Origin of the sequence: Archangium sp. (genome assembly GCF_045802675.1) — a bacterium.
In the GTDB taxonomy this organism is placed as follows: domain Bacteria; phylum Myxococcota; class Myxococcia; order Myxococcales; family Myxococcaceae; genus Archangium.
On the sequence record NZ_JBJMQO010000063.1, the window covers coordinates 48,521 to 67,650 of the forward strand.

Genomic DNA, 19,130 nt, shown 5'->3' on the forward strand with positions numbered 1-19,130 from the left:
CGCGGCGTGTTCGTCTTCCTCTCGAAGCTGTTGGATCTGCTGCTCGCGCCTCTGTCCTGGGCCCTGTTGCTGGGGCTGGGAGGACTGCTGCTGCGCCGCGGGCGGGCGAGGCTCGCGGCGTGGATGCAGGTGCTGGGGCTGCTGGTGCTGTACGCGTTCTCCACCGAGCCGATGGCCAACCTGCTGCAGCGCCAGGTGGAGCGGGGCGCGGTGTCCACGTACCGGCCGGACGTCACCTACGATGCCGTCATCGTGCTGGGCGGAGCGGTGGACGCGGACGCCACGGAGCGCTCGGGTCTCCCCGAATACAACCCCGCGGTGGAGCGCATCCTCCGGGGCTTCGAGCTGCTGCGGGACGGCCATGCGCGGCAGGCGCTGCTCTCCGCGGGCACGCTGGACACGAGGCCAGGGGCGCTGGTGGAGGCGGACGTGCTGGCGCGGCAACTGAGGCTGTGGGGAATTCCGCCCGAGCGCATCGTCCTCGAGGGGCAGAGCCGGAACACGCGGGAGAACGCGGTGGAGTCCGAGCGCATCATCCGCGAGAAGGGCTGGAAGCGGCTGGTGCTGATCACGAGCGCGGCGCACATGCCGAGGGCGCTGGGCACGTTCGAGGCGGTGGGGCTGAAGCCGGACACGCTGGTGGTGGACGTGCGAGCCCACGACTGGCACGTGAGAGCGGCCTGGTGGCAGCCGAGAGCCTCCAACCTCTCCGCGGGAACGGACGCACTGAGAGAGCTCTTCGGGCGCTTCGTGTACCGGATGCGAGGCTGGGCCTGAGCTCCCTCTCCTCCCGGGAGAGGGCGGGGGTGAGGGGATCCGGGCCCGTGTTCCTCTGCCGTGCGCCCTACTGCGCGGCGTGAGCCGGAGCAACGGCGCAGGCGGCCGGAGTGTCCTTCTCATCCTTCTTCGCTACGTCGCGAGCCCCCCCGCGCAGCCGCTCGATGCGGCCGTCGGCCGTAGGCGCGATGGACGGGGCGGAGGCGAAGGCCTCGCGCAGCACGTCCTGGGTGCTCTTCGCCTTCTGGACGGGGATGCGGTACTTCGCGCCCTTGAACATGGTGTACCCGTCGCCGCCCTCGGCCATGTACGAGTTGGTGGCGAGCACGTACGTGCGCTTCGGATCCAACGGCTCGCCATTCACGGTGACGCGGACGATCCGGTTGCCCACGGGCCGGCACACGTCGAAGGCGTACTGGATGCCGGACACCTGGGGGAAGCGGCCGGGGCCGGTCTCCTCGGCGCTGCGGCTCACGCCCTGCTCGAGCGCCTGACGCAGCACGGCGCCCGTGACCTCGATGCTCACGACCGAGCCCGGGAAGGGATGAATGGCGAGCACATCCCGCCGCGTGAGCGGGCCCGGGCGCAGCACCGAGTCCGAGCGGATGGAGCCGCCGTTGATGAGGGCGATCTCCGCCCCCGTGGCCTTGCGGTAGGCGTCGGCGACGAAGGAGGCGAGGTTCGTCTCGTGGGTGCGGTTGGACTCCTCGATGGCGTCCAGGGCGACGGAGGTGCGGCCCACGGGCTGGGAGAGCTCGGCCATGAGGGCGTCGTACTCGTGCATGGCGGTGGCGAAGGCGGGGTCCTCGGGCACCTCGGGCACCACGGGCAGCACGTCGAAGTCCATGCTCTTGAGCTTGTGGCTCTGGGTGCCCACGTGCAGGGTGACGACGCCCAGCTCACGCCCCTCGGAGGACATCTTCACGATGGGCGTGCCGTTGGACACCGCGTGCATCATCACGTGCTCGTGGCCCCCGAGGATGAGATCGATGGGCGCGCAACGCGCGAGCACCTTGTCCTCGGCGACGAACAGGTGCGTGAGCGCGACGATGACCTGGGCGCCCTGCTGACGCATCTGCGGCACGAGCTCGCGCGCCCTGGCGCACGTGTCCGTGAAGATGACGTCCGGACCGGGCTTGGAGCTGTACTTCGTCTTGCCCAGCAGCACGCCGAAGATGCCCACCTTCACGCCGCCCACGTCGCGGATGACGAAGGGCGGGGTGTCCCCGAAGGTGTGGCCCGTCTGCTTGTCCATCACGTTGGCGCCGAGCCAGGTGAAGTGCGAGTCCTTGATGCGCTGGCGCATCACGTCGGGGCCGAAGTCGAACTCGTGATTGCCGAGCACCGCGAAGTCCAGACCGAGCGCGTTCCACGCGTCGATCATCTGCTTGCCCTTGTGGAAGGTGGACTCCACCGAGGGGCCGAGCGTGTCACCGGCGAGCAGGAAGAGCGTGTTGGGGGACTCGGCGACCATGCGCTTGCGCAGCGTGGACAGGCGCGCGAGCCCGCCCCTCGCCCCGAAGTCCACGGGGGAGAACTGGTACACGTCGTTGACGTGCAGCAGCGTGACGGTGACGGTGGGCTCGTCGTCCTGCGGAGCCTCGGGGGAAGTGCTCTCGGCGAACGGGGGCGCCGCGGGGGGCGCGCCGCGGGACAGCGAGGCGCAGCTGGCGAGGAGCAGGGCGGCCAGGGACGAGGCCAGGGGGCTCAGCAGACGAGAGGAAAATGACATGGGAAGTTCGCCGGGACGGTGAATCTCCCATTTCCGGAAAGGTTGTGCACCTGTGGCGTGACGCCTTCGTGACGCGGTATGGCGAGCGCCGCCCACTCCCTCGCCCTGGGGGCGGCGGGCAGGCGATGAGGCCCCTGCCCGAGGTGCGACGCCCGAAGGACCCCCGGGAAGGGAGCGAGCATGCGCTGGAGGTACCCCGCTCGTCGACGCGTGCGGCGTAGAGGGCCCGAGGCCGGGCTCACACGTTGTAGCGGCGCCCCTGCGCGAGCGGCTCGATGTTGCTCGCCTCGAGGTCGAAGTCGTCCGGGTAGTGGATGAGCCGCATCTTCGCGCGCAGCTCCGCGGGCAGCGCCGCGAGCTTCTCGTAGGGCGTGTGCACGCCGTAGTTCGTCTCGTGCACCACGAGGTCCGCCTCGGCGAGCCAGGAGATGAGGCCCTCGTCGTAGGCGGTGTCCGCGCTGTAGCCCAGGCAGCGGCCTCCCGCGCGGATGCGCAAGGCCGTGGTGGGGACGTGGTGGTACGTGCGGCGGCACTCGATGGAGAAGGGCCCGAAGCTCACGGCGGACTCCGTGGAGAGCGAGAGGGGCTCGAAGTAGTCGTCGAACTCGTGGCGCTGGGGCTCGCCGCCGGGCTTGCGGATGAGGTCCTCCATGCCCGCGGCGAGGTGGCCGTCCCACAGCCGGCGCTTCACCTCGGGGTGCGCGAGCAGCCGCAGCTTTCGCTTCAGCACGAAGAAGGAGAAGTAGCCGAGCCCCTCCACACCCGAGCTGTGGTCCGCGTGCAGGTGCGTGAGGACGAGCCCCGACACGCGGTCCGCGTCCAGCTCGACGCCCGCGGAGAGACTGGCCTCGCGCATCATCTTGCGGATGGGGTGGGGACAGTCGAGCAGTAGCACCTGGCCCTCGGCTTCGAGCGCCAGGCACGAGGAGTAGCGCAGCGCGGAGAAGGCATCGCCGACACCGAGGGGAATGAAGGACAGGCTCATCGAGGGCTCCGGAGGGAAGGGGGACTCATCCGCTGGCGCAGTTTGGCCGCGACGGCGGGCGGGCAGAAATCGGAAACGTCCTCGCCGCGCTCGAGCTTCTCCTTGAGGCGGCTGCTGCTCACCTCGGCGAGGTGGGCCTCGGCGGGGAGGAAGAGGGTGGCCAGGTCCGGCGCGAGGGCGCGGTTGGCCTGGGCCAGCGTCGTCTCGAACTGGGCATCCGTGGCGCCGCGCACCCCGCGCAGCAGCACGCTCGCGCCAATGGCCCGCGCGTAGTCCACGATGAGCCCCTCGGTGCTGGACACGGAGACGTTGGGGTGGAGCGCCACCACCTCGCGCAGCAGCTCCACACGCTCGGCCACGGACAGCAGGGTGCGCTTCTCGGGGTTGATGGCCACCACCACGACGACGTGGCCGAAGAGGCGCGCGGCCTGGCGGATGACGGACAGATGGCCCGCGGTCACCGGATCGAAGCTGCCGGCGTAGACGGCGATGCTCATGACGAGACCTCCGGTTGGCCTCCGGACACGAGCGTCCGGGGCGGATGGAAGGTGAGGGCCACCCAGGCCACGGCCACGGCGCACAGGGCCGCCGCGAGCGTGAAGTGCCATGCGTAGCCGAGCGCCTGGGCACTGAAGCCACTGACGGCCGCGGCGCTCCCGGTGGCCATCACCACGAGCGAGGCCTGCACCGTGTAGTCGGACGCGGCGTGCTCCGGGCGGCAGATATCCATCATCACCGTGAAGAGGGCGGCGGTGGCCATGCCGCTCGTCAGGTGCTCCACGCCGCACACGAGCGCGAGCTGGGGGAGGGAGGTGGCTCCGCGCGCGGCCAGTGCATAGAGGAGCACCGCGCCCGCCTGTAGGGTGCCGAAGACGAGCAGCGCGCGCCGCTGCCCCAGCCGGTTGACGAGCGCACCACCGAGCAGCGCGCCGACGAGCCCCGCGGTGAAGCCCACGAGGCCCAGCATCCAGCCCACCTGCGACAAGCTGAGCTTCTCGTCGACGAGGAAGGTGCGCAGCATGCCCGTCGCCAGGTTCTCGCCGGCCTTGAAGAGGACGAGCAGGGTGAACCACGCACCCGTACCCGGGCGGCGCACCCAGTACATCAGGGCCTCATGCAGCCAGCGCCCCATGTCCTGGCCCTCGCTCCGGTGAGTGGGGGAGGGGGGCTCGCGGAAGAGGGCCACCGGCACCGTGGCCACGAGCAGCAACACGCCCAGGCTCAGCAGGGTGGGGCGCCAGCCCAGCGCGTCGAAGGTGATGAGCATCAACCCGCCGCCGAGAATCATCCCCACCCGGTAGCCCGCCACCTGGATGCCGTTGCCCCAGCCGAGCTCGTGGGTCTCGAGCAGCTCCACCGCGAGCCCGTCCGTCGCCACGTCCTGCGTGGCGGCGAGCAGGTTGACGAGCAGCACGGCCACCAGCAGGGCCGTCACGCTCACGGTGCCCTCGGGAAGGGCGAGCCCCAGCAGCAGCGCCGCCGAGAGGAACTGGAGCGGGAGGATGTAGCCGCGCCGCCGTCCCAGCCGCTCCGAGCCGTACCGGTCCATCACCGGGGCCCAGAGGAACTTGAGGGCCCAGGGCAGCGCGAGCAGGTTCGTGAGCCCGATGTCCGGCAGCGACATGCCCTGCTTGCGCAGCAGCACCGGGAGCCCCTGCGTGAAGAAGCCGAAGGGCAGGCCCTGCGAGAGGTAGAGGCTGGTGAGCAGCCCGAGCTTCATCCCGGTATTCAGTGCGGTCTTCATGTGCCCTCCGAGGGCTCCGCCGCGTCGAGCAGTCCCGCGGCCATTCGCTTCACGATGCTCGCGGCGGAGCCCGGGGGAATCAGCCCCGGAGCCGCCGCTGCCAGCACGAAATAGCCCTGCACCGCCGCGAAGAGGCCCGCCGCCACCGCGCGAGACCGTCTGCGTCCGATGACCGCGGCGGCCAGCTCCTCCAGGTGCTCGAGGTCCGCGCGCACCACCTTCTCGTAGGCCGCGCGCACCTCGGGTTGGCGCACCGCCTCGGCGCTGATGGTCACCCAAGCGGCCACCGACGCCGGGTCCGCGTCATCTCCCGTGGCCAGGAACGCATCCAGGAACGCGTCCACCTGCGCCCGGGCTCCACCCCGCGCCCGGTCAATCCGCGCCTTCACCCGCGCACGCACTCGCCCCGAGAGCTGCTCCACCAGCGTCAGGAGGATCTCCTGCTTCTCCGTGAAGTGGTAGTGCACCAGTCCCTGGCTCAGCCCCGCGGCCTTCGCGATCTCCGAGATGGACGCCCTCTCGTAGCCACGCTCGGCCATGACGCGCAGCAGCCCCTCGACGATCTGCTGCCGGCGCTCTTCCGTGTTCGATGGGCGGGCCATCCGCGGCTCCATTTCTAGGTTGGTTGACCAATTTATATGCCCGTGGGCTCCTGGCGTCAACCTGGACTCCAGGGTTCAACCGGGGGTGCTCGTTACCCTCACCCCGTCCCACTCCCGGGGGCGAGGGGCACGGTGCGAGTCGATCGGGCGTACGACGATCCTCCACCAGCGTCGGACTCGCGGCTGTCCATCAGCGGACGGCCCGAGGGGCAGCGTGGCGCTATTCCTCAACCATGCGTGTATTTTGCAGGTCTGTGGCGGAGGAGCGGGGCTTCCCGGGGGGAAGGGCGTGAGGAGTTGAAGAGCTGTTCGCCCTCATCAAGGAGGACTGCCTTGAAGGACGTGACCATCGCGGGACGCACGCTGGAGCATTTCCATATCGCCGCGTTCTTCCGCTCTCGGGAGGAAGAGTACGAGGTGCTTCGCTCGTACATCAAAGAGGGCATCGACGCGGGCGAGAAGGCGGTCCACATCTGTGACCCCCGGCTGAAACATGACCACCTGCGCCACCTCGATGCGATGGGCGTGCCCACCGGCAACTGCCTGCGGACGGGGCAGCTCGAGGTGGTGGATTGGACCGACGCCTACCTCAAGGAGGGACGGTTCGACAGCGACACGATGGCGGCGCTCCTCGAGGAGTTGGTGAACACCAGCCGCGCCGAGGGTTTCTCGCGCGTTCGCATGATGGGCCACATGGAGTGGGCGCTCGAGGATCGGCCTGGCGTGGATCGCATCATGGAGTACGAGTCGTGTGCCAACCGCCTGCTCGACCGGCTGAAGCAGCCCGCCATCTGCATCTACGATCTCAACCGATTCAGTGGCCTGGCCGTTATAGACGTGCTGCGGACCCACCCCTACGCCCTCGTCGAGGGCGTGCTTCGCGAGAATCCGTACTACGTCCCGCCCGAGGAGCTCCTCGGCACGTCCACGAACAAACGGGCTTGAGCCAGGAAGGTCCTTCCTTTGAGCGGGGAGCAGACAGTCTTCCGGCTGTCGGAACTGGCCGAGCTGGGCGCACTCGCGCTTCGCCGGCAGGTCAATGATCTGTTCTCGCTGCTCGAGCTGCCGTCGGTCTGGCAGGGCCGGGAGCCGAGGGAGATCGCCGAGAGCGGTTTGGACCTCCTCGTGTCCCTGCTGCGTCTCGATGTGGCCCTGTTGCGCATCGAGGGACCGGAGGGCGGGCTCGAGCGGCGCTATCCCGCGGAGCTGGACGGTGAGGCGCTCCTGTCCGTGAGCCGGGCCGCGAGCCCGGATTCGCCCGCGCACTTCGAGCTGCCACGGCCGAACAGCATCGGACGGACGTCCCTCCGGGTGGTCTCGGCCTCTCTGCTGGGGGAGCCGGGCACGGTCGTCGTTGGCTCGTGGCGCGAGAACTTCCCCACCGTGCACGAGCGCCACCTGCTCCAGACGATCGCCAACCAGGCGGCACTCGCGATGCAGTCGAGCCGTGAGGCGCGAGCGCGGCACACGCTCGCCAAGGAGCGGGCCCGGCTCGAGCGGGTGAACTCCGCGCTCGCGATGCTCCACTCCGCCCTGGATGGGCTCTCCCGCACGCACACCGTCACGCAGGTCGCCGAGGTGGTGCTCTCCCGGGGCCTGGCCGCCCTGGAGGCGCGCGCGGGGAGCCTGTACCTGGTGGATGAGCTCGGCGCCGAGCTGCACCTGGTCCAGGCCGTGGGCTATCCCGAGACGCTCGTACGTGGCTACCGGCGCATTCCGGTGGAGGTCGCTCTTCCGATCGGGGAGGCCTTTCGGCTGAAGCGGGGGGTTTACGGGTGCCTCGAGCACCCCACCACGCCGGAGCCCGGGAGGCCTCGAGCTTCCTTCAGGGGCTACGCGGCCGCTCCCCTGATGGTCGACAAGCGTTGCCTCGGCGTGCTGTGCCTCAGCTTCGCCGAGCCCCGGCCCTTCGGGGAGGACGAGCGTGCCTTCATCCAGGCCATCGCCCAGCAAGCGGCCCAGGCGTGTGATCGCGCCCGGCTGCTCGAGGCCGAGCGGTGTGCCCGGCTCATGGCGGAGGCCCGGCAGCGGCGGGCGGAGCTGCTGTCGGAAGCGAGCGCGCTCTTCGGCTCGTCGCTCGACGTAGGCGCGGCCCTCACGCGGGTGGCCCACCTGCTGGTGCCCCGGTTCGCTGATTGGACCGTGCTGCGGGTAGTGGAGCACTCCCCGTCCGGAGCGGACGAGACGAAGACGGTGTGCGTCCACCGTGACGAGAGCCAGGCCGAGCGGGCGCGTGAGCTGGCGCGCGAGCTGCTCCCGGCGGAGGGAGAGCCGCGGCCCAGTGTCTCGATCCACGCGGTCGTCGCTCCGATTTCCGCGCGGGGCCGGGTGCTCGGCGCCATCGTCCTGGGGCTCGGGGAGCCAGGCCTCTACAACGCGGACTCCCTGGAGTTCGTCGAGGAGCTGGGCCTGCGCGCGGGAGTGGCGCTCGACAATGCCCGCCTCTACCAGGAGGCGCGGGAGGCGGACCGGCGCAAGGACGAGTTCCTCGCGATGCTGGGCCATGAGCTGCGCAATCCGCTCGCGCCGATGGTCACGGCCCTTCAGCTGATGAGCATGAAGGCGGGCGGCTCCCTCGAGCGCGAGCGGACGATCATCTGGCGGCAGGTCGAGCACCTCATGCGCCTCGTGGATGACCTGCTCGACGTCTCCCGCATCACCCGGGGGAAGATCCAGCTCAAGCGCGAGCGCATCGAGCTGCTGGCCGTCCTGTCCAAGGCCGCCGAGATGGCGAGTCCCCTGTTCGAGCAGCGCTCGCACTACCTGGAGCTGCCCAGGGCGGGCGAACCGCTCTTCGTCGATGGCGACCCGGCGCGGCTCGCCCAGGTGATGGCGAACCTCCTCAACAACGCGGCGAAGTACACCGACCCCGGCGGGCGCATCGTCGTCACCGCGACGGGGGAAGGGGAGCAGGCCGTGCTGCGGGTCCGGGACAACGGCGCGGGCATCTCCCCCGACGTCCTGCCGAGAATCTTCGACATGTTCGTCCAGGAGGGCCGCTCCATCGACCGTTCCCAGGGAGGGCTCGGACTGGGCCTGGCCATCGTGCGCAGCCTGGTCGAGCTGCATGGGGGGACCGTGTCCGCGTGCAGCGAGGGCCTGGGCCGTGGGAGCGAGTTCGTGGTCCGTCTGCCGCTCGCCACACCGTACGCGCCGGCGAAGGACGAGCACCGGAGCCACCCGCCCGCCGTCTCCACCCAGGACCTGGCGAGCGCCCTGCGGCTGCTCGTCGTGGACGACAACCGCGATGCGGCCGAGCTGCTCACCGAGCTGCTGGACGCGAAGGGCTACGTCACGCGGGTGGTCTTCGATGGACTCGCCGGCCTCGAGGCGGCCCGGACATTCCAGCCGCACATCGCCCTGTTGGATGTCGGCCTTCCGGTGATGGACGGTTACGAGCTCGCGTCGAGGCTCCGTCAGGACCCGTCCCTGCCGGGCCTCAAGCTGGTCGCCATCACCGGCTATGGACAGGACTCCGACGCCCGCCGCGCGCATGCGGCGGGGTTCGACGTGCACATGGTCAAGCCCATCGACCCCAGCCAGTTGCTGCGGGTCCTCCGCGAGCTGGTGGAGCACGCGGAGGAGCAGCCCCAGGTGGGCGTTCAGTAGGAGAGCAGGGCGCAGACCTTCTCGTGGCCCAGCCGCGCGCGCCCGGGCAGGACGTCCAGCGAGACGAGGAAGCTGAAGCCCACAACCTCACCGCCAAGCTTCGTCACCAGGCGCTCAGTGGCCTCCGCCGTGCCGCCCGTGGCGAGCAGGTCATCCACGATGAGTACCCGGTCCCCGCGGCCCACCGCGTCCTCGTGGAGCTGCAGCCCGTCCTCGCCGTACTCCAGGGAGTAGCGCTCCGTCACCGTCTTGTACGGCAGCTTTCCCGGCTTGCGCGCTGGAGCGAAGCCCGCGTGCAGCGCGAGGGCCATGGGCGCTCCGAGCAGGAAGCCGCGTGCCTCCACGCCCACCACGCGGTGGATGTTCCGGCCGCGGAAGGGGGCCGCCATGGCGTTCACCACCCGCCCGAAGAGGTGCGGATCCGCGAGCACCGGCGTCACGTCCTTGAAGAGGATGCCCGGCTTGGGGAAGTCCGGCACGTCGCGGATGCGTGCCTTCAGGTCCTCGAGCAGGGTGGCATCGTGGCCGGCAACGAACAGGGGGGACTTGTTACTCATGGGTATAGCTCCGGGTTGACGCAGTGGGGGGGCTTCCGCCCTTCCAGCGCGGCGAGGAGATTATCCACCGCCATGGACGCCATGCGGCCACGGGTGGCGTGGCTCGCGCTCGCGATATGCGGGGCGAGCAGGACATGGGGCAGATTCAACAACGGGCTGTCCGAAGGCAGGGGCTCGGGGTCCGTCACATCCAGCGCGGCGCCCCCGAGGTGCCCGCTCGCCAGCGCCTCCACCAGTGCGGCCTGGTCCACCACCGTTCCCCGGGCCGTGTTCACCAGCAGGGCCCCCGGCTTCATCGCCGCGAGCTCCGCCCGCCCGAGCCAGTGCCGCGTCTCGGCGTTGAGCGGCAGGTGCAGCGAGACGAAGTCCGACTCGGCGAGCAGCGCGGCCTTGTCCACGCGGGTGAGGCCCAGCTCCGCCTCCAGCTCCGGCCGGGCCCGGCGGCTGACGTACAGAATCCGCATCCCGAAGCCGCGCGCCCTCCGGGCCACCGCCGCGCCAATGGCCCCCAGCCCCACGAGCCCCAGCGTTGCCCCGTGCACGTCCGAGCCCAGCAGCAGTCCCGGCTCCCACGTGCGCCACCGGCCCGCGCGCACGTACGTGTCCGCTTCCGCCACCCGCCGCGCCAGCCCCAGCAGCAGGGCGAAGGCGAAGTCCGCCGTCGTCTCGGTGAGCACCCCGGGCGTGTTCCCCACGGGGATGCCTCGCGCGGTGCACGCCGCCACGTCGATGTTGTCGTAGCCCACCGCCACGTTGCTGACGGCCCGCAGGCACCGCGCCTGGGAGAGCAGGGGCTCGTCTATCCGGTCGGTCAGCAGGGTGATGAGCCCGTCCACTTCCCGGGCTTCCGAGAGCAACACCTCGCGTGGAGGAGGCAGCTGTTCTTCCCACACCCGGAGTGATACCTGAGCGGCCAGACGGGCGAGAGCGTCGCCGGGGAGCTGTCGCGTGACGAAGACTCGGGGGCGGGTGGGGCGTTCCATTTCGACCGCCGATGCTCGCACCGCCGCGAGCCGTGTGGTGGATGACCGAGCGGCCATCGCCCGGCCACCGAACCTTATTTTTCCCACGACGGAGCCTGCCCCGTCTGTGGTAATCGAATGGATTCCCCTCGTACCTGTACCGGGGGGGAAGGGACTTGAGAGAACGTGCCCTCCACCGCCGACACCCGAGAAGCTTCTTTCGCGCTTGATGGCCAGTGGCTGCGCGCCCTCAAGGCGGAGGTTCAGCCCACCACCTTCAAGAAGGGCCGCGAGGTCGCCGAGACGCGCCGCGTCTTCGGACTCCAACGCGAGGGCAACCTCATCCGCGCCCAGGTGGCCGGCTCCGCCTCGCCCGAGGCGCGCTATGACGTCGCCCTGGAAGTGGGCGATGGCAAGGCCACCTCCAAGTGCACCTGCGCGTCCTGGAACGTCTACGGGCCGCACTGCAAGCACGTGGTCGCCGCCGCGCTCGTCTTCGCCGCCCGCCTGCGTGCTTCGATGATTGCCTCGAGCGCCACCGCGGCCGCCGCTGCCTCGGCCGCCGCGGCCGCCGCCGCCGAGTCCTCTCCAGACGGGGAGGCGGACGCCGACTCCGAGGCTCCCGTGCCCATGGCGGAGGACTCGCCCCTGGTGGACGCGGTGAGCCTGCCCGCGCTCGCCAAGGTGGAGAGCTGGCTGGGCCTCTCCGCCCTGCCGGACTACGAGTTCCTCTACCGGCTCACGCCCTCCAATACGAACGCCGGGGGCCGCCAGTGGCTGGTGGACGTGCGCCGCCAGGACGCCCAGATGAAGGGGCCCGTGCACGTCAAGCGCATGCTCCAGGCCGGCACCCGCATCTCCCCGGCCGACGAGCGCGTCTTCATCCTGCTCGCCAGGCACGAGCACCGGTACGACTCGCGCATCGTGCTGTCCGACGAGGACCTGTGCGAGCTGTTCGAGTTCCTGCGCCAGCGCCGCGTCATCTACCGCGGCACCGCGCTGCTCTATCAGGACCAGCCGGTGCGGCCGCAAATCCATCTCGAGTCGCGTCCGGACGGCGCCACGGCGCGCATCGAGCTGCTCATGCCGGACAACTCGAGCGTGACGCTCAAGGACGTCATCCTGCTGGCGGGCATGCACACGTGGATCATCTCCGGACAGCTGCTCTTCCCGGTGGAGCCGGACCTTCCTCCCCGCCTGGTGCGCAAGTGGCTGCTGGAGCCCACCATGGCCTTCCCGGTGGGGCAGCTCGACCGGGTGCTCACGTTCTTCGCCGCCCACCTGCCGCGCTTCCGCATGGCGCTCAAGGCGGACGACATCGACGTGGACGAGTCCGTGGAGCCGCGCTTCCTCCTCACGCTCGAGGGCACGCCCGAGCGCGTGAAGGTGCAGCTCGCCGCGCGCTACGGGCAGACGACCGTGCCCGTGTCTCCCACGGCCGCGCATCTGGGCTACGCCAGCGGCGTGGGCTCGGAGGGACGCAAGCTGTACCGGCGCCGCGAGGAGCTCGAGCGCGCCGCGGGCAAGCGTCTGCAGGAGATGGGGCTGCGCTACGACGGCCACGCCCACGCCTACGAGGCCAGTGGAGATGGGGCCATCGAGTTCTGGGCGCGCGGTCTCGCGTCGCTGCCCGAGGACTGGGAGCGCTTCGGCGTGCAGGCCCCCAAGGTGCGCCTGCGGCCCAAGCTGCGCCCGCGCATCCGCGTGGGCATGAGCGGGGTGAGCTGGTTCGATCTCGACGCCGAGTTCATCACCGATGATCAGGCGGTGGACCTGGGCGCGGTGCGCATGTGGCTCGACTCGGGCCGGCGCTTCGTGCCCCTGAAGGACGGCACCTTCGCCGAGGCGGACGTGGCGGAGATCAAGCGCGCCGCGGACCTGCTGGAAGAGGCGGGCGCGCTGCCCGGCCGCACCCGCACGCGCCTGCCGCTGCACCAGGCCGTCGCGCTCGACTTGCTCGTGGAGCTCGGGGAGTTCACCGAGGTGGAGGCCAAGGCGCGCAAGGCCATGACGGAGCTGCGCGACACCAACGGCGTGCCCAAGGTGGCGCTGCCCGAGGGCCTCCAGGCCACGCTGCGCCACTACCAGGAGGCGGGCCTGTCCTGGCTGTGGTTCCTCCATCGCCACGGCCTGTCCGGCATCCTCGCGGACGACATGGGTCTCGGAAAGACGATCCAGTCCTTGAGCCTCCTGCAGAAGGTGGCCAACGACGAGGGCCGCAAGCCCTCGCTCGTGGTGGCTCCCACCAGCGTGCTCGCCAACTGGGAGCGCGAGGCCGAGCGCTTCACCCCGGGCCTCAAGACCGTGGTCTGGCACGGGCAGGATCGCAAGGAGCGCGTGGAGGACCTCAAGGGCGCGGACATCGTGCTCACGTCCTACGCGCTGGTGCGGCGCGACCTCGAGGCGCTCAGCGAGGTGGGCTTCCGCTACGTCATCCTCGACGAGGCGCAGAACATCAAGAACGCGGACAGCGCCACGGCGCAGGCCTGCAAGTCGCTGCCGAGCGACACGCGGTTGGCGCTCACCGGTACGCCGCTGGAGAACCGGCTGAGCGAGCTGTGGAGCCTCTTCGACTTCCTCATGCCGGGCTTCCTCGGCAGCGCGGAGGGCTTCAGCGACCGCTTCGAGCAGCCCATCCAGGTGGCCAATGACATCGGGGTGAGGGATCGCCTGCGCCGCCGCATCCAGCCCTTCATCATGCGCCGTCTGAAGACGGAGGTGGCCAAGGACCTGCCGCCCAAGACGGAGAGCGTGGCGTGGTGCGAGATGGAGCCCGGCCAGGCCGCGCTCTACCGCGAGGTGCTCGAGGAGAGCCGCCGCAAGGTGAACGAGTCCATCGAGAAGATGGGCTTCAAGCGCAGCCGCGTCTCCATCCTCGCGGCGCTCATGCGCCTGCGCCAGGTGTGCTGCGATCCGCGCCTGCTCAAGATGCCTCCGGGCACGCTGCTGCCCAGCAGCGCGAAGCTCGAGCGCTTCGGCCAGCTCGTGGACGACCTCGTCGCCGAGGGCCACCGCGCGCTCGTCTTCAGCCAGTTCACCGAGATGCTCGAGCTGCTCAAGGGCGAGGCGGACAGGCGGGGACTGAACTACCTCTACCTGGACGGCCGGACGAAGGACCGCATGGGCAAGGTGGACGAGTTCAACCGTCCCGACGGGCCTCCGCTCTTCTTCATCAGCCTCAAGGCGGGCGGCACCGGCCTCAACCTCACCGCGGCCGACTACGTCATCCACTACGATCCGTGGTGGAACCCCGCCGTGGAGGACCAGGCCACGGACCGTACCCACCGCATCGGCCAGACGCGCGCGGTCATCAGCTACAAGCTGATTACGCGCGGGACTGTCGAGGAAAAGATTCTCAGCCTCCAGAAGCGCAAGAAGGACCTGGCCGCCGGTGTTCTCAGCGCGGACGCGGACTTCGGCAAGCTCCTCACCGAGCAGGATCTCGTCGACCTCTTCCAGGGCGAGTGACCCTGGAGGGCTACACGGACGTCCGACGTCTCACATCACCCTCCGTGCATGCAAGCTGCCGCACGAGCCACGGGACGGAACGCTTGTGCAGTGTCGGAGGCCACTGCTAGGTTGTTCAGGTACGGGCCGTTTGGTGGAAGGAGAGCACCGTGCTGCTGGGCTTGCGCATTTCGAATGTGGCGGTGATCGAGGAGGTGGAGGTGGCGTTCGGAGCCGGCCTGACCGTGCTCACGGGCGAGACGGGCGCGGGTAAGTCCATCCTGGTGGACGCGCTCGGGCTGCTGCTGGGCGGGCGGGCGGATGCGGACGCCATCCGTTCGGGCTGCGACGAGGCCTCGGTGGAGGGCGTCTTCGAGCGCACCCCCGTACTGGCCACGCGCATGGAGGAGCTGGGGCTGCCGGACCTCGGGGACGAGGTGCTGGTGCGCCGGGTGGTGGGCCGCAACGGCCGCGCCAAGGCCTATATCAACGGCTCCATGGTGACGGTGGGCGTGCTGGCGCGCTTCATGCGGGGCGCGGTGGACATCGCCGGCCAGCACGAGCACGTGAGCCTCTTCGACGCCGGGCTGCACCGGGTGCTGCTGGACCGCTACGGGCGGCTGGAGGAGCAGCTGGCCGCCTACGGGCGGGACTACGCGGCGGTGGCCGAGGTAGTGACGCGCATGGAGGCGCTGGGCGGGGACGAGTCCCGGCTGCGCGAGCGCGCCGAGTTCCTCCGCTTCCAATTGGATGAAATCACGCGCCTGGACCCGGAGCCCGGCGAGGACGCGCGGCTGGACGCCGAGCGGCGCCGGCTGGCGGGCTCGGAGAAGCTCAAGCGGCAGGGTTCCGAGGCGGAGCTGCTGCTCTCCGGCGAGGAGTCGAGCGCGGTGGAGACGGTGGGCCGCGCGCTGGGGCTGGTGAACGAGGCGACGAAGTGCGACGCCACGCTCGCCCCGGTGGCGCAGGCGCTGGGCTCGGCTCTCTCGGAGCTCGAGGAGGCGCAGCGCCGGCTCAACCGCTACGTGGAGGGCCTGGAGTCCGACCCGGCCCGGCTGGGCGAGGTGGAGGACCGCCTCGATGCGCTCAAGCGGCTGTGCCGCAAGCACGCCACCACGTTGGACGGCGTGCTGCAGAAGCGCGACGCGCTGGAGACGGAGCTGTCCACGCTGGACAACCGGCAGGAAGTGCTCGAGCAGCTCGCCCGCGAGCGCAAGGCCGCCGAGGAGCGGGCGCGCCGCAGTGGCGAGGCCCTGTCGCGGGCCCGGGCCGCGTGCGCCGTCGCCTTCGGAGCGCAGGTGCGCGAGGGCCTGGGACTGCTGGCGCTGGGCAAGGCGGCCTTCGAGGTGCGGGTCACCCCCGGCACCCAGCTCAAGGCCGAGGGCCTGGACGACGTGGAGTTCTTCTTCAGCGCCAACCCCGGCGAGCCCGCCCGGCAGCTGGCCAAGGTGGCGTCGGGCGGCGAGGCCTCGCGCCTCCTGTTGGCCCTCAAGCGTGCGCTGGCGGACAGTGATGGGTGCGGCTGCTACATCCTGGACGAGGCGGACTCGGGCGTGAGCGGCGCCATTGCCGACGTGGTGGGTCGGATGATCAAGGACGTCAGCGGGCACCGTCAGGTGCTGTGCATCACCCACCTGCCCCAGGTGGCGGCCTACGCGGACGCCCACCTGCTCATCCGCAAGGGACTCAAGGGGGAGCGCACCGTCTCGGAGGTGGTGGCCCTGGAGGCCGGCTCCGAGCGGACGCAGGAGCTGGCGCGGATGATGTCCGGTGTCGAGGTGACGCGCGAGGCGCTGGGGGCGGCCGAGGCCCTGGTGCGTTCGGCCCACCGGGCGTCCGGACCCCCCCGGTCCCGGCGCGAGCCGACCCCGGATGGCGGGTCGCGGAGCAGGCTGCGCCGCACCGCGTAGGCAAGTACGTGCAACGCCTCCTTGCTCCGGTAAGGTCCCTCACATAGCATCCACGCCGTGTCCAGAACCGCAGGGCAGACCGCGGCTCCCCGCATGAAGGTCGTCTCGGCCGGCCTCACGGATGTGGGGCGTAAGCGCAACCATAACGAAGACAGCTTCCTCATCGACGACGAGCTCCAGCTCTACGTCGTGGCGGATGGTATGGGCGGCCATGCCGGGGGCGGTACCGCCTCCCGCATCGCCGTCGAGACCATCGACAAGGAGCTCAGACGGGCCCGCGACGGCCGGGACAACCCGTTCGTCACCAGTCCCAACCTGCAGGACGCGCTCCTGCCGGAGGCGCTACGCACGGCGGTGGAGAAGGCCTGTCTGGCCATCTTCACCACCGCGCAGGAGGACCCGCGCCTGTCGGGAATGGGGACGACGGTCATCTCGCTCGTCGTGCGCGACAACCACGCGTTCTTCGCCCATGTGGGCGACAGTCGCGCCTACCTCGTGCGCGGGCCGCTCATCCAGCAGATCTCCGAGGACCACTCGTTGGTCAACGAGCAGATCAAGGCCGGGATGATCACCCCCGAGGAGGCCAAGCACTCCCGCTACAAGAACATCATCACCCGCTCGGTGGGCTTCGAAGAGGAAGTCCAGGTGGACGTGATGGGTGTCGTGGCGGAGCCAGGAGACGTCTTCCTGCTGTGCTCGGATGGCCTCGCCAACATGGTGGAGGACCGGGAGCTGCACGAAGTGGTGCAGGCCAGCTCCAACCTGGCGGACGTTCCCAAGCGTCTCATCGACCTGGCGAACGACCGTGGCGGCGACGACAACATCACGGTCATCGTGGTGCAGATGTCGGTCTGAAATCCGAGCGCTCCGAGTGGGCGACTGGAATTGTTCCACGCAACTGGACGTGGCACGTCGGGTGTCGTGTGTCCTTACTTGACACCCTCGGAAGTCGGGTGGTAGCTGCCCAAACCATTCCCGTGGCTTGAGAGGCACGGTGGTGGACGAAGGTATGGGCTGCAGGGCGTGGGGGAGATGAAACGCGCTCGGGGACGACCTAGCTTTTCGCCCCGAGCTCGCACGCCGAAGTGTTGAGGCGCACTAAGGGAGCTGGCATTGGCGAAGGATAAAAAGTCCTACACCCTGATGTTGATCGCGGACCACAATTCTCCGGTCCGGCGCTTCAACGTCTCCAAGTCGCTCATGTTGCAGGTGGGCGGTGGGGTGTTGTTGCTCGCGGGCCTGGCCCTGGGTGCCACCATTCATTACTTCCAGGTGGCGCGGGACGCGGCGGAGAACCGCATCCTCCGTGAGGAGAACCTGACGCTGCGCGGCCAGCTGAAGTCGGTGCGCGAGCGGATTGAGCACATCGGCTCCACGCTGGACCGGGTGGAGCGGTTCGACCAGAAGCTGCGCTCCATCACGCTCTTGTCGGATCCCCAGCGCAACCTGGCCATGGGCCCGGTGGAGCAGGAGCCCGGAGTGGGCGCGCCGGCGGCGGAGACGCAGTTCACCGAGCTGACCACCATGGAGTCTCCCAAGGCGCTGGTGGGCAAGCTGGATCGGCTGAGCGCCGAGGCCACCCGCCAGGAGCAGAGCCTCCAGGAGCTTCAGGCCTACTTCCAGGACCAGAAGTCGATGCTGGCCTCGACCCCGTCCATCTGGCCGACGCGCGGCTGGGTGACGAGTGACTTCGGCCAGCGCATGGATCCGTACACGGCGGACCGGGTGATGCACGCGGGCATGGACATCGCGGCCCCGCACGGCAAGGAAGTCAGCGCGCCGTCGGACGGCACGGTGGTGTTCGCGGGCCTGGAGGGCGGTTACGGCAACGTCATCGTCATCGACCACGGCTACGGCATCAAGACGCGCTACGGCCACCTGTCCAAGGTGCTGGTGAAGGCGGGTGACCACGTGAAGCGCGGCGCGCCCATCGCCAACGTGGGCAACACCGGCCGCTCCACCGGCCCGCACCTGCACTACGAAGTGCGCGTGAACGGCATTCCGCAGAACCCGCGCAAGTTCATCCTCGAGGAGTAGCCGCACTTTCCCGCGGGGAGAAGCCGGGGGTGGGGGCCAGCAGCCCTCACCCCTTTCGCGTTTTCAGGGCGTTTTCAGGGCTCCGACCGGCCGGGCACGAAGCCGCCGAGCCGCAGCCGCCGGCGCTGGAGTCCCCCGGCGGTGCCCAGGTGCTCCAGGGTGTAGGCGCGCTCGAGCTCGCCCCATACGAGCGGCCCCAGCACCTGCCAGTGGGTGGGCTGCTCGATGGTGAGCTCCAGCAGGGCGAGCGTGAAGTCCGGAGCCCCGGCGCCCTCGGGCAGCGCGGCGCGCGCGTCCGCCGCGAGCCGGGGCCGGGCGCTCTCTCGCAGCGTCTCCGTCACCGAGAGCCCCGAGGTGGGCACCAGCAGCGCGGCGAAGCAATCGCCCTGCAGCCGCACCACCTTCGTTCCGGGGAACTGGGAGTGCAGGGACGCCACCACGGCGCGCAGCAGGGCGTCGCCCGCGGGGAAGCCGTGGCGCGCGTTGACGTGAATCATCCCCTTCACGTCCGCGATGAGCGCGCCCACCGTCCAGCCCGCGTGGTGCGCGTGCGTGGAGAGGTCGAACTCCTCCTTGAGGAGCGTGCCTTGCGTGAGGGCGAGCGGATTGAGCGCGCCCGTCGCATCCGGCACGCCCCGGCGCGCGTGCTCCTCGTCGAGCAGGCGCTGGAGCGCGACCTTCACCGGCTCGGGCGAGCGCTGCACGAGCCGGGCGTAGAGGGCCACCAGGGAGGAGGCCTGGGTGTCATCGATGGCGTAGGGCATGGCC

15 protein-coding genes are annotated in these 19,130 nt (G+C 70.1%); 7 read left to right on the plus strand and 8 right to left on the minus strand.

Annotated features, from left to right (window positions below; all coding sequences use genetic code 11):
* The first annotated feature begins 6 nt into the window (after positions 1–6).
* Positions 7–777, plus strand: coding sequence for a YdcF family protein (locus ACJ8AN_RS18115; RefSeq protein WP_407756630.1), 771 nt, complete (start codon positions 7–9; stop codon positions 775–777).
* 67 nt (positions 778–844) lie between these two features.
* Here the strand turns inward: ACJ8AN_RS18115 and ACJ8AN_RS18120 are convergent, their stop codons facing one another.
* From ACJ8AN_RS18120 to ACJ8AN_RS18140, 5 genes are all read right to left on the minus strand, one after another.
* Complete coding sequence (locus tag ACJ8AN_RS18120; RefSeq protein ID WP_407756631.1) at positions 845–2,509, minus strand: bifunctional metallophosphatase/5'-nucleotidase; 1,665 nt, start codon at positions 2,507–2,509, stop codon at positions 845–847.
* 238 nt (positions 2,510–2,747) lie between these two features.
* Positions 2,748–3,494 (minus strand): MBL fold metallo-hydrolase, encoded by a 747-nt coding sequence (locus ACJ8AN_RS18125; protein WP_407756632.1) that lies wholly within the window; start codon positions 3,492–3,494, stop codon positions 2,748–2,750.
* On the minus strand, positions 3,491–3,991 hold the full coding sequence (gene coaD, locus ACJ8AN_RS18130) for a pantetheine-phosphate adenylyltransferase (RefSeq protein WP_407756633.1): 501 nt from the start codon (positions 3,989–3,991) through the stop codon (positions 3,491–3,493). The genes ACJ8AN_RS18125 and coaD overlap by 4 nt, the downstream gene beginning before the upstream one ends.
* Positions 3,988–5,238, minus strand: a complete 1,251-nt coding sequence (locus ACJ8AN_RS18135) for an MFS transporter (protein ID WP_407756634.1) — start codon at positions 5,236–5,238, stop codon at positions 3,988–3,990. Before ACJ8AN_RS18135 ends, coaD begins: the two co-directional genes overlap by 4 nt.
* Positions 5,235–5,840, minus strand: coding sequence for a TetR/AcrR family transcriptional regulator (locus ACJ8AN_RS18140; RefSeq protein ID WP_407756635.1), 606 nt, complete (start codon positions 5,838–5,840; stop codon positions 5,235–5,237). Before ACJ8AN_RS18140 ends, ACJ8AN_RS18135 begins: the two co-directional genes overlap by 4 nt.
* Before the next feature lie 342 nt (positions 5,841–6,182).
* Between ACJ8AN_RS18140 and ACJ8AN_RS18145 the strand changes: the two genes are divergently transcribed.
* The gene (locus tag ACJ8AN_RS18145; RefSeq protein ID WP_407756693.1) at positions 6,183–6,785 is read left to right on the plus strand and encodes an MEDS domain-containing protein; all 603 of its coding nucleotides are present in this window, start codon (positions 6,183–6,185) and stop codon (positions 6,783–6,785) included.
* Positions 6,786–6,803: 18 nt separating this feature from the next.
* Positions 6,804–9,449, plus strand: a complete 2,646-nt coding sequence (locus ACJ8AN_RS18150; protein WP_407756636.1) for an ATP-binding protein — start codon at positions 6,804–6,806, stop codon at positions 9,447–9,449.
* Here ACJ8AN_RS18150 and ACJ8AN_RS18155 read toward each other — a convergent pair.
* Together ACJ8AN_RS18155 and ACJ8AN_RS18160 are read right to left on the minus strand one after the other, a co-directional pair.
* Positions 9,443–10,006 (minus strand): adenine phosphoribosyltransferase, encoded by a 564-nt coding sequence (locus tag ACJ8AN_RS18155; RefSeq protein WP_407756637.1) that lies wholly within the window; start codon positions 10,004–10,006, stop codon positions 9,443–9,445. The genes ACJ8AN_RS18150 and ACJ8AN_RS18155 overlap by 7 nt on opposite strands.
* On the minus strand, positions 10,003–11,046 hold the full coding sequence (locus ACJ8AN_RS18160) for a 2-hydroxyacid dehydrogenase (RefSeq protein WP_407756638.1): 1,044 nt from the start codon (positions 11,044–11,046) through the stop codon (positions 10,003–10,005). Before ACJ8AN_RS18160 ends, ACJ8AN_RS18155 begins: the two co-directional genes overlap by 4 nt.
* A 108-nt stretch (positions 11,047–11,154) precedes the next feature.
* On the opposite strand from ACJ8AN_RS18160, the gene ACJ8AN_RS18165 reads away from it, so the two are divergent.
* The 4 genes from ACJ8AN_RS18165 to ACJ8AN_RS18180 all read left to right on the plus strand — a co-directional run bounded on the left by ACJ8AN_RS18165 (position 11,155) and on the right by ACJ8AN_RS18180 (position 18,362).
* Entirely contained in the window at positions 11,155–14,436 is a 3,282-nt protein-coding gene (locus ACJ8AN_RS18165) for an SNF2-related protein (RefSeq protein ID WP_407756639.1), read from the plus strand.
* A 149-nt stretch (positions 14,437–14,585) separates the two neighbouring features.
* Positions 14,586–16,325: a DNA repair protein RecN gene (gene recN, locus ACJ8AN_RS18170; RefSeq protein ID WP_407756640.1), complete on the plus strand. Its 1,740-nt coding sequence runs from the start codon at positions 14,586–14,588 to the stop codon at positions 16,323–16,325.
* 93 nt (positions 16,326–16,418) lie between these two features.
* The gene (locus ACJ8AN_RS18175; RefSeq protein ID WP_407756641.1) at positions 16,419–17,180 is read left to right on the plus strand and encodes a Stp1/IreP family PP2C-type Ser/Thr phosphatase; all 762 of its coding nucleotides are present in this window, start codon (positions 16,419–16,421) and stop codon (positions 17,178–17,180) included.
* Positions 17,181–17,468: 288 nt separating this feature from the next.
* Positions 17,469–18,362: a M23 family metallopeptidase gene (locus ACJ8AN_RS18180; RefSeq protein WP_407756694.1), complete on the plus strand. Its 894-nt coding sequence runs from the start codon at positions 17,469–17,471 to the stop codon at positions 18,360–18,362.
* Positions 18,363–18,436: 74 nt separating this feature from the next.
* On the opposite strand, the gene ACJ8AN_RS18185 is transcribed toward ACJ8AN_RS18180, so the two are convergent.
* Positions 18,437–19,126, minus strand: a complete 690-nt coding sequence (locus ACJ8AN_RS18185) for a diguanylate cyclase domain-containing protein (RefSeq protein ID WP_407756642.1) — start codon at positions 19,124–19,126, stop codon at positions 18,437–18,439.
* Positions 19,127–19,130: the final 4 nt, after the last annotated feature.

Coding starts and splice junctions, on each gene's coding strand:
- ACJ8AN_RS18180 (WP_407756694.1), top strand. CDS start 17,469: ATGTTGATCGCGGACCACAATTCTCCGGTCCGGCGCTTCAACGTCTCC.
- ACJ8AN_RS18135 (WP_407756634.1), bottom strand. CDS start 5,238: ATGAAGACCGCACTGAATACCGGGATGAAGCTCGGGCTGCTCACCAGC.
- coaD (WP_407756633.1), bottom strand. CDS start 3,991: ATGAGCATCGCCGTCTACGCCGGCAGCTTCGATCCGGTGACCGCGGGC.
- ACJ8AN_RS18120 (WP_407756631.1), bottom strand. CDS start 2,509: ATGTCATTTTCCTCTCGTCTGCTGAGCCCCCTGGCCTCGTCCCTGGCC.
- ACJ8AN_RS18185 (WP_407756642.1), bottom strand. CDS start 19,126: ATGCCCTACGCCATCGATGACACCCAGGCCTCCTCCCTGGTGGCCCTC.
- ACJ8AN_RS18155 (WP_407756637.1), bottom strand. CDS start 10,006: ATGAGTAACAAGTCCCCCCTGTTCGTTGCCGGCCACGATGCCACCCTG.
- ACJ8AN_RS18125 (WP_407756632.1), bottom strand. CDS start 3,494: ATGAGCCTGTCCTTCATTCCCCTCGGTGTCGGCGATGCCTTCTCCGCG.
- ACJ8AN_RS18175 (WP_407756641.1), top strand. CDS start 16,419: ATGAAGGTCGTCTCGGCCGGCCTCACGGATGTGGGGCGTAAGCGCAAC.
- ACJ8AN_RS18140 (WP_407756635.1), bottom strand. CDS start 5,840: ATGGCCCGCCCATCGAACACGGAAGAGCGCCGGCAGCAGATCGTCGAG.
- ACJ8AN_RS18160 (WP_407756638.1), bottom strand. CDS start 11,046: ATGGCCGCTCGGTCATCCACCACACGGCTCGCGGCGGTGCGAGCATCG.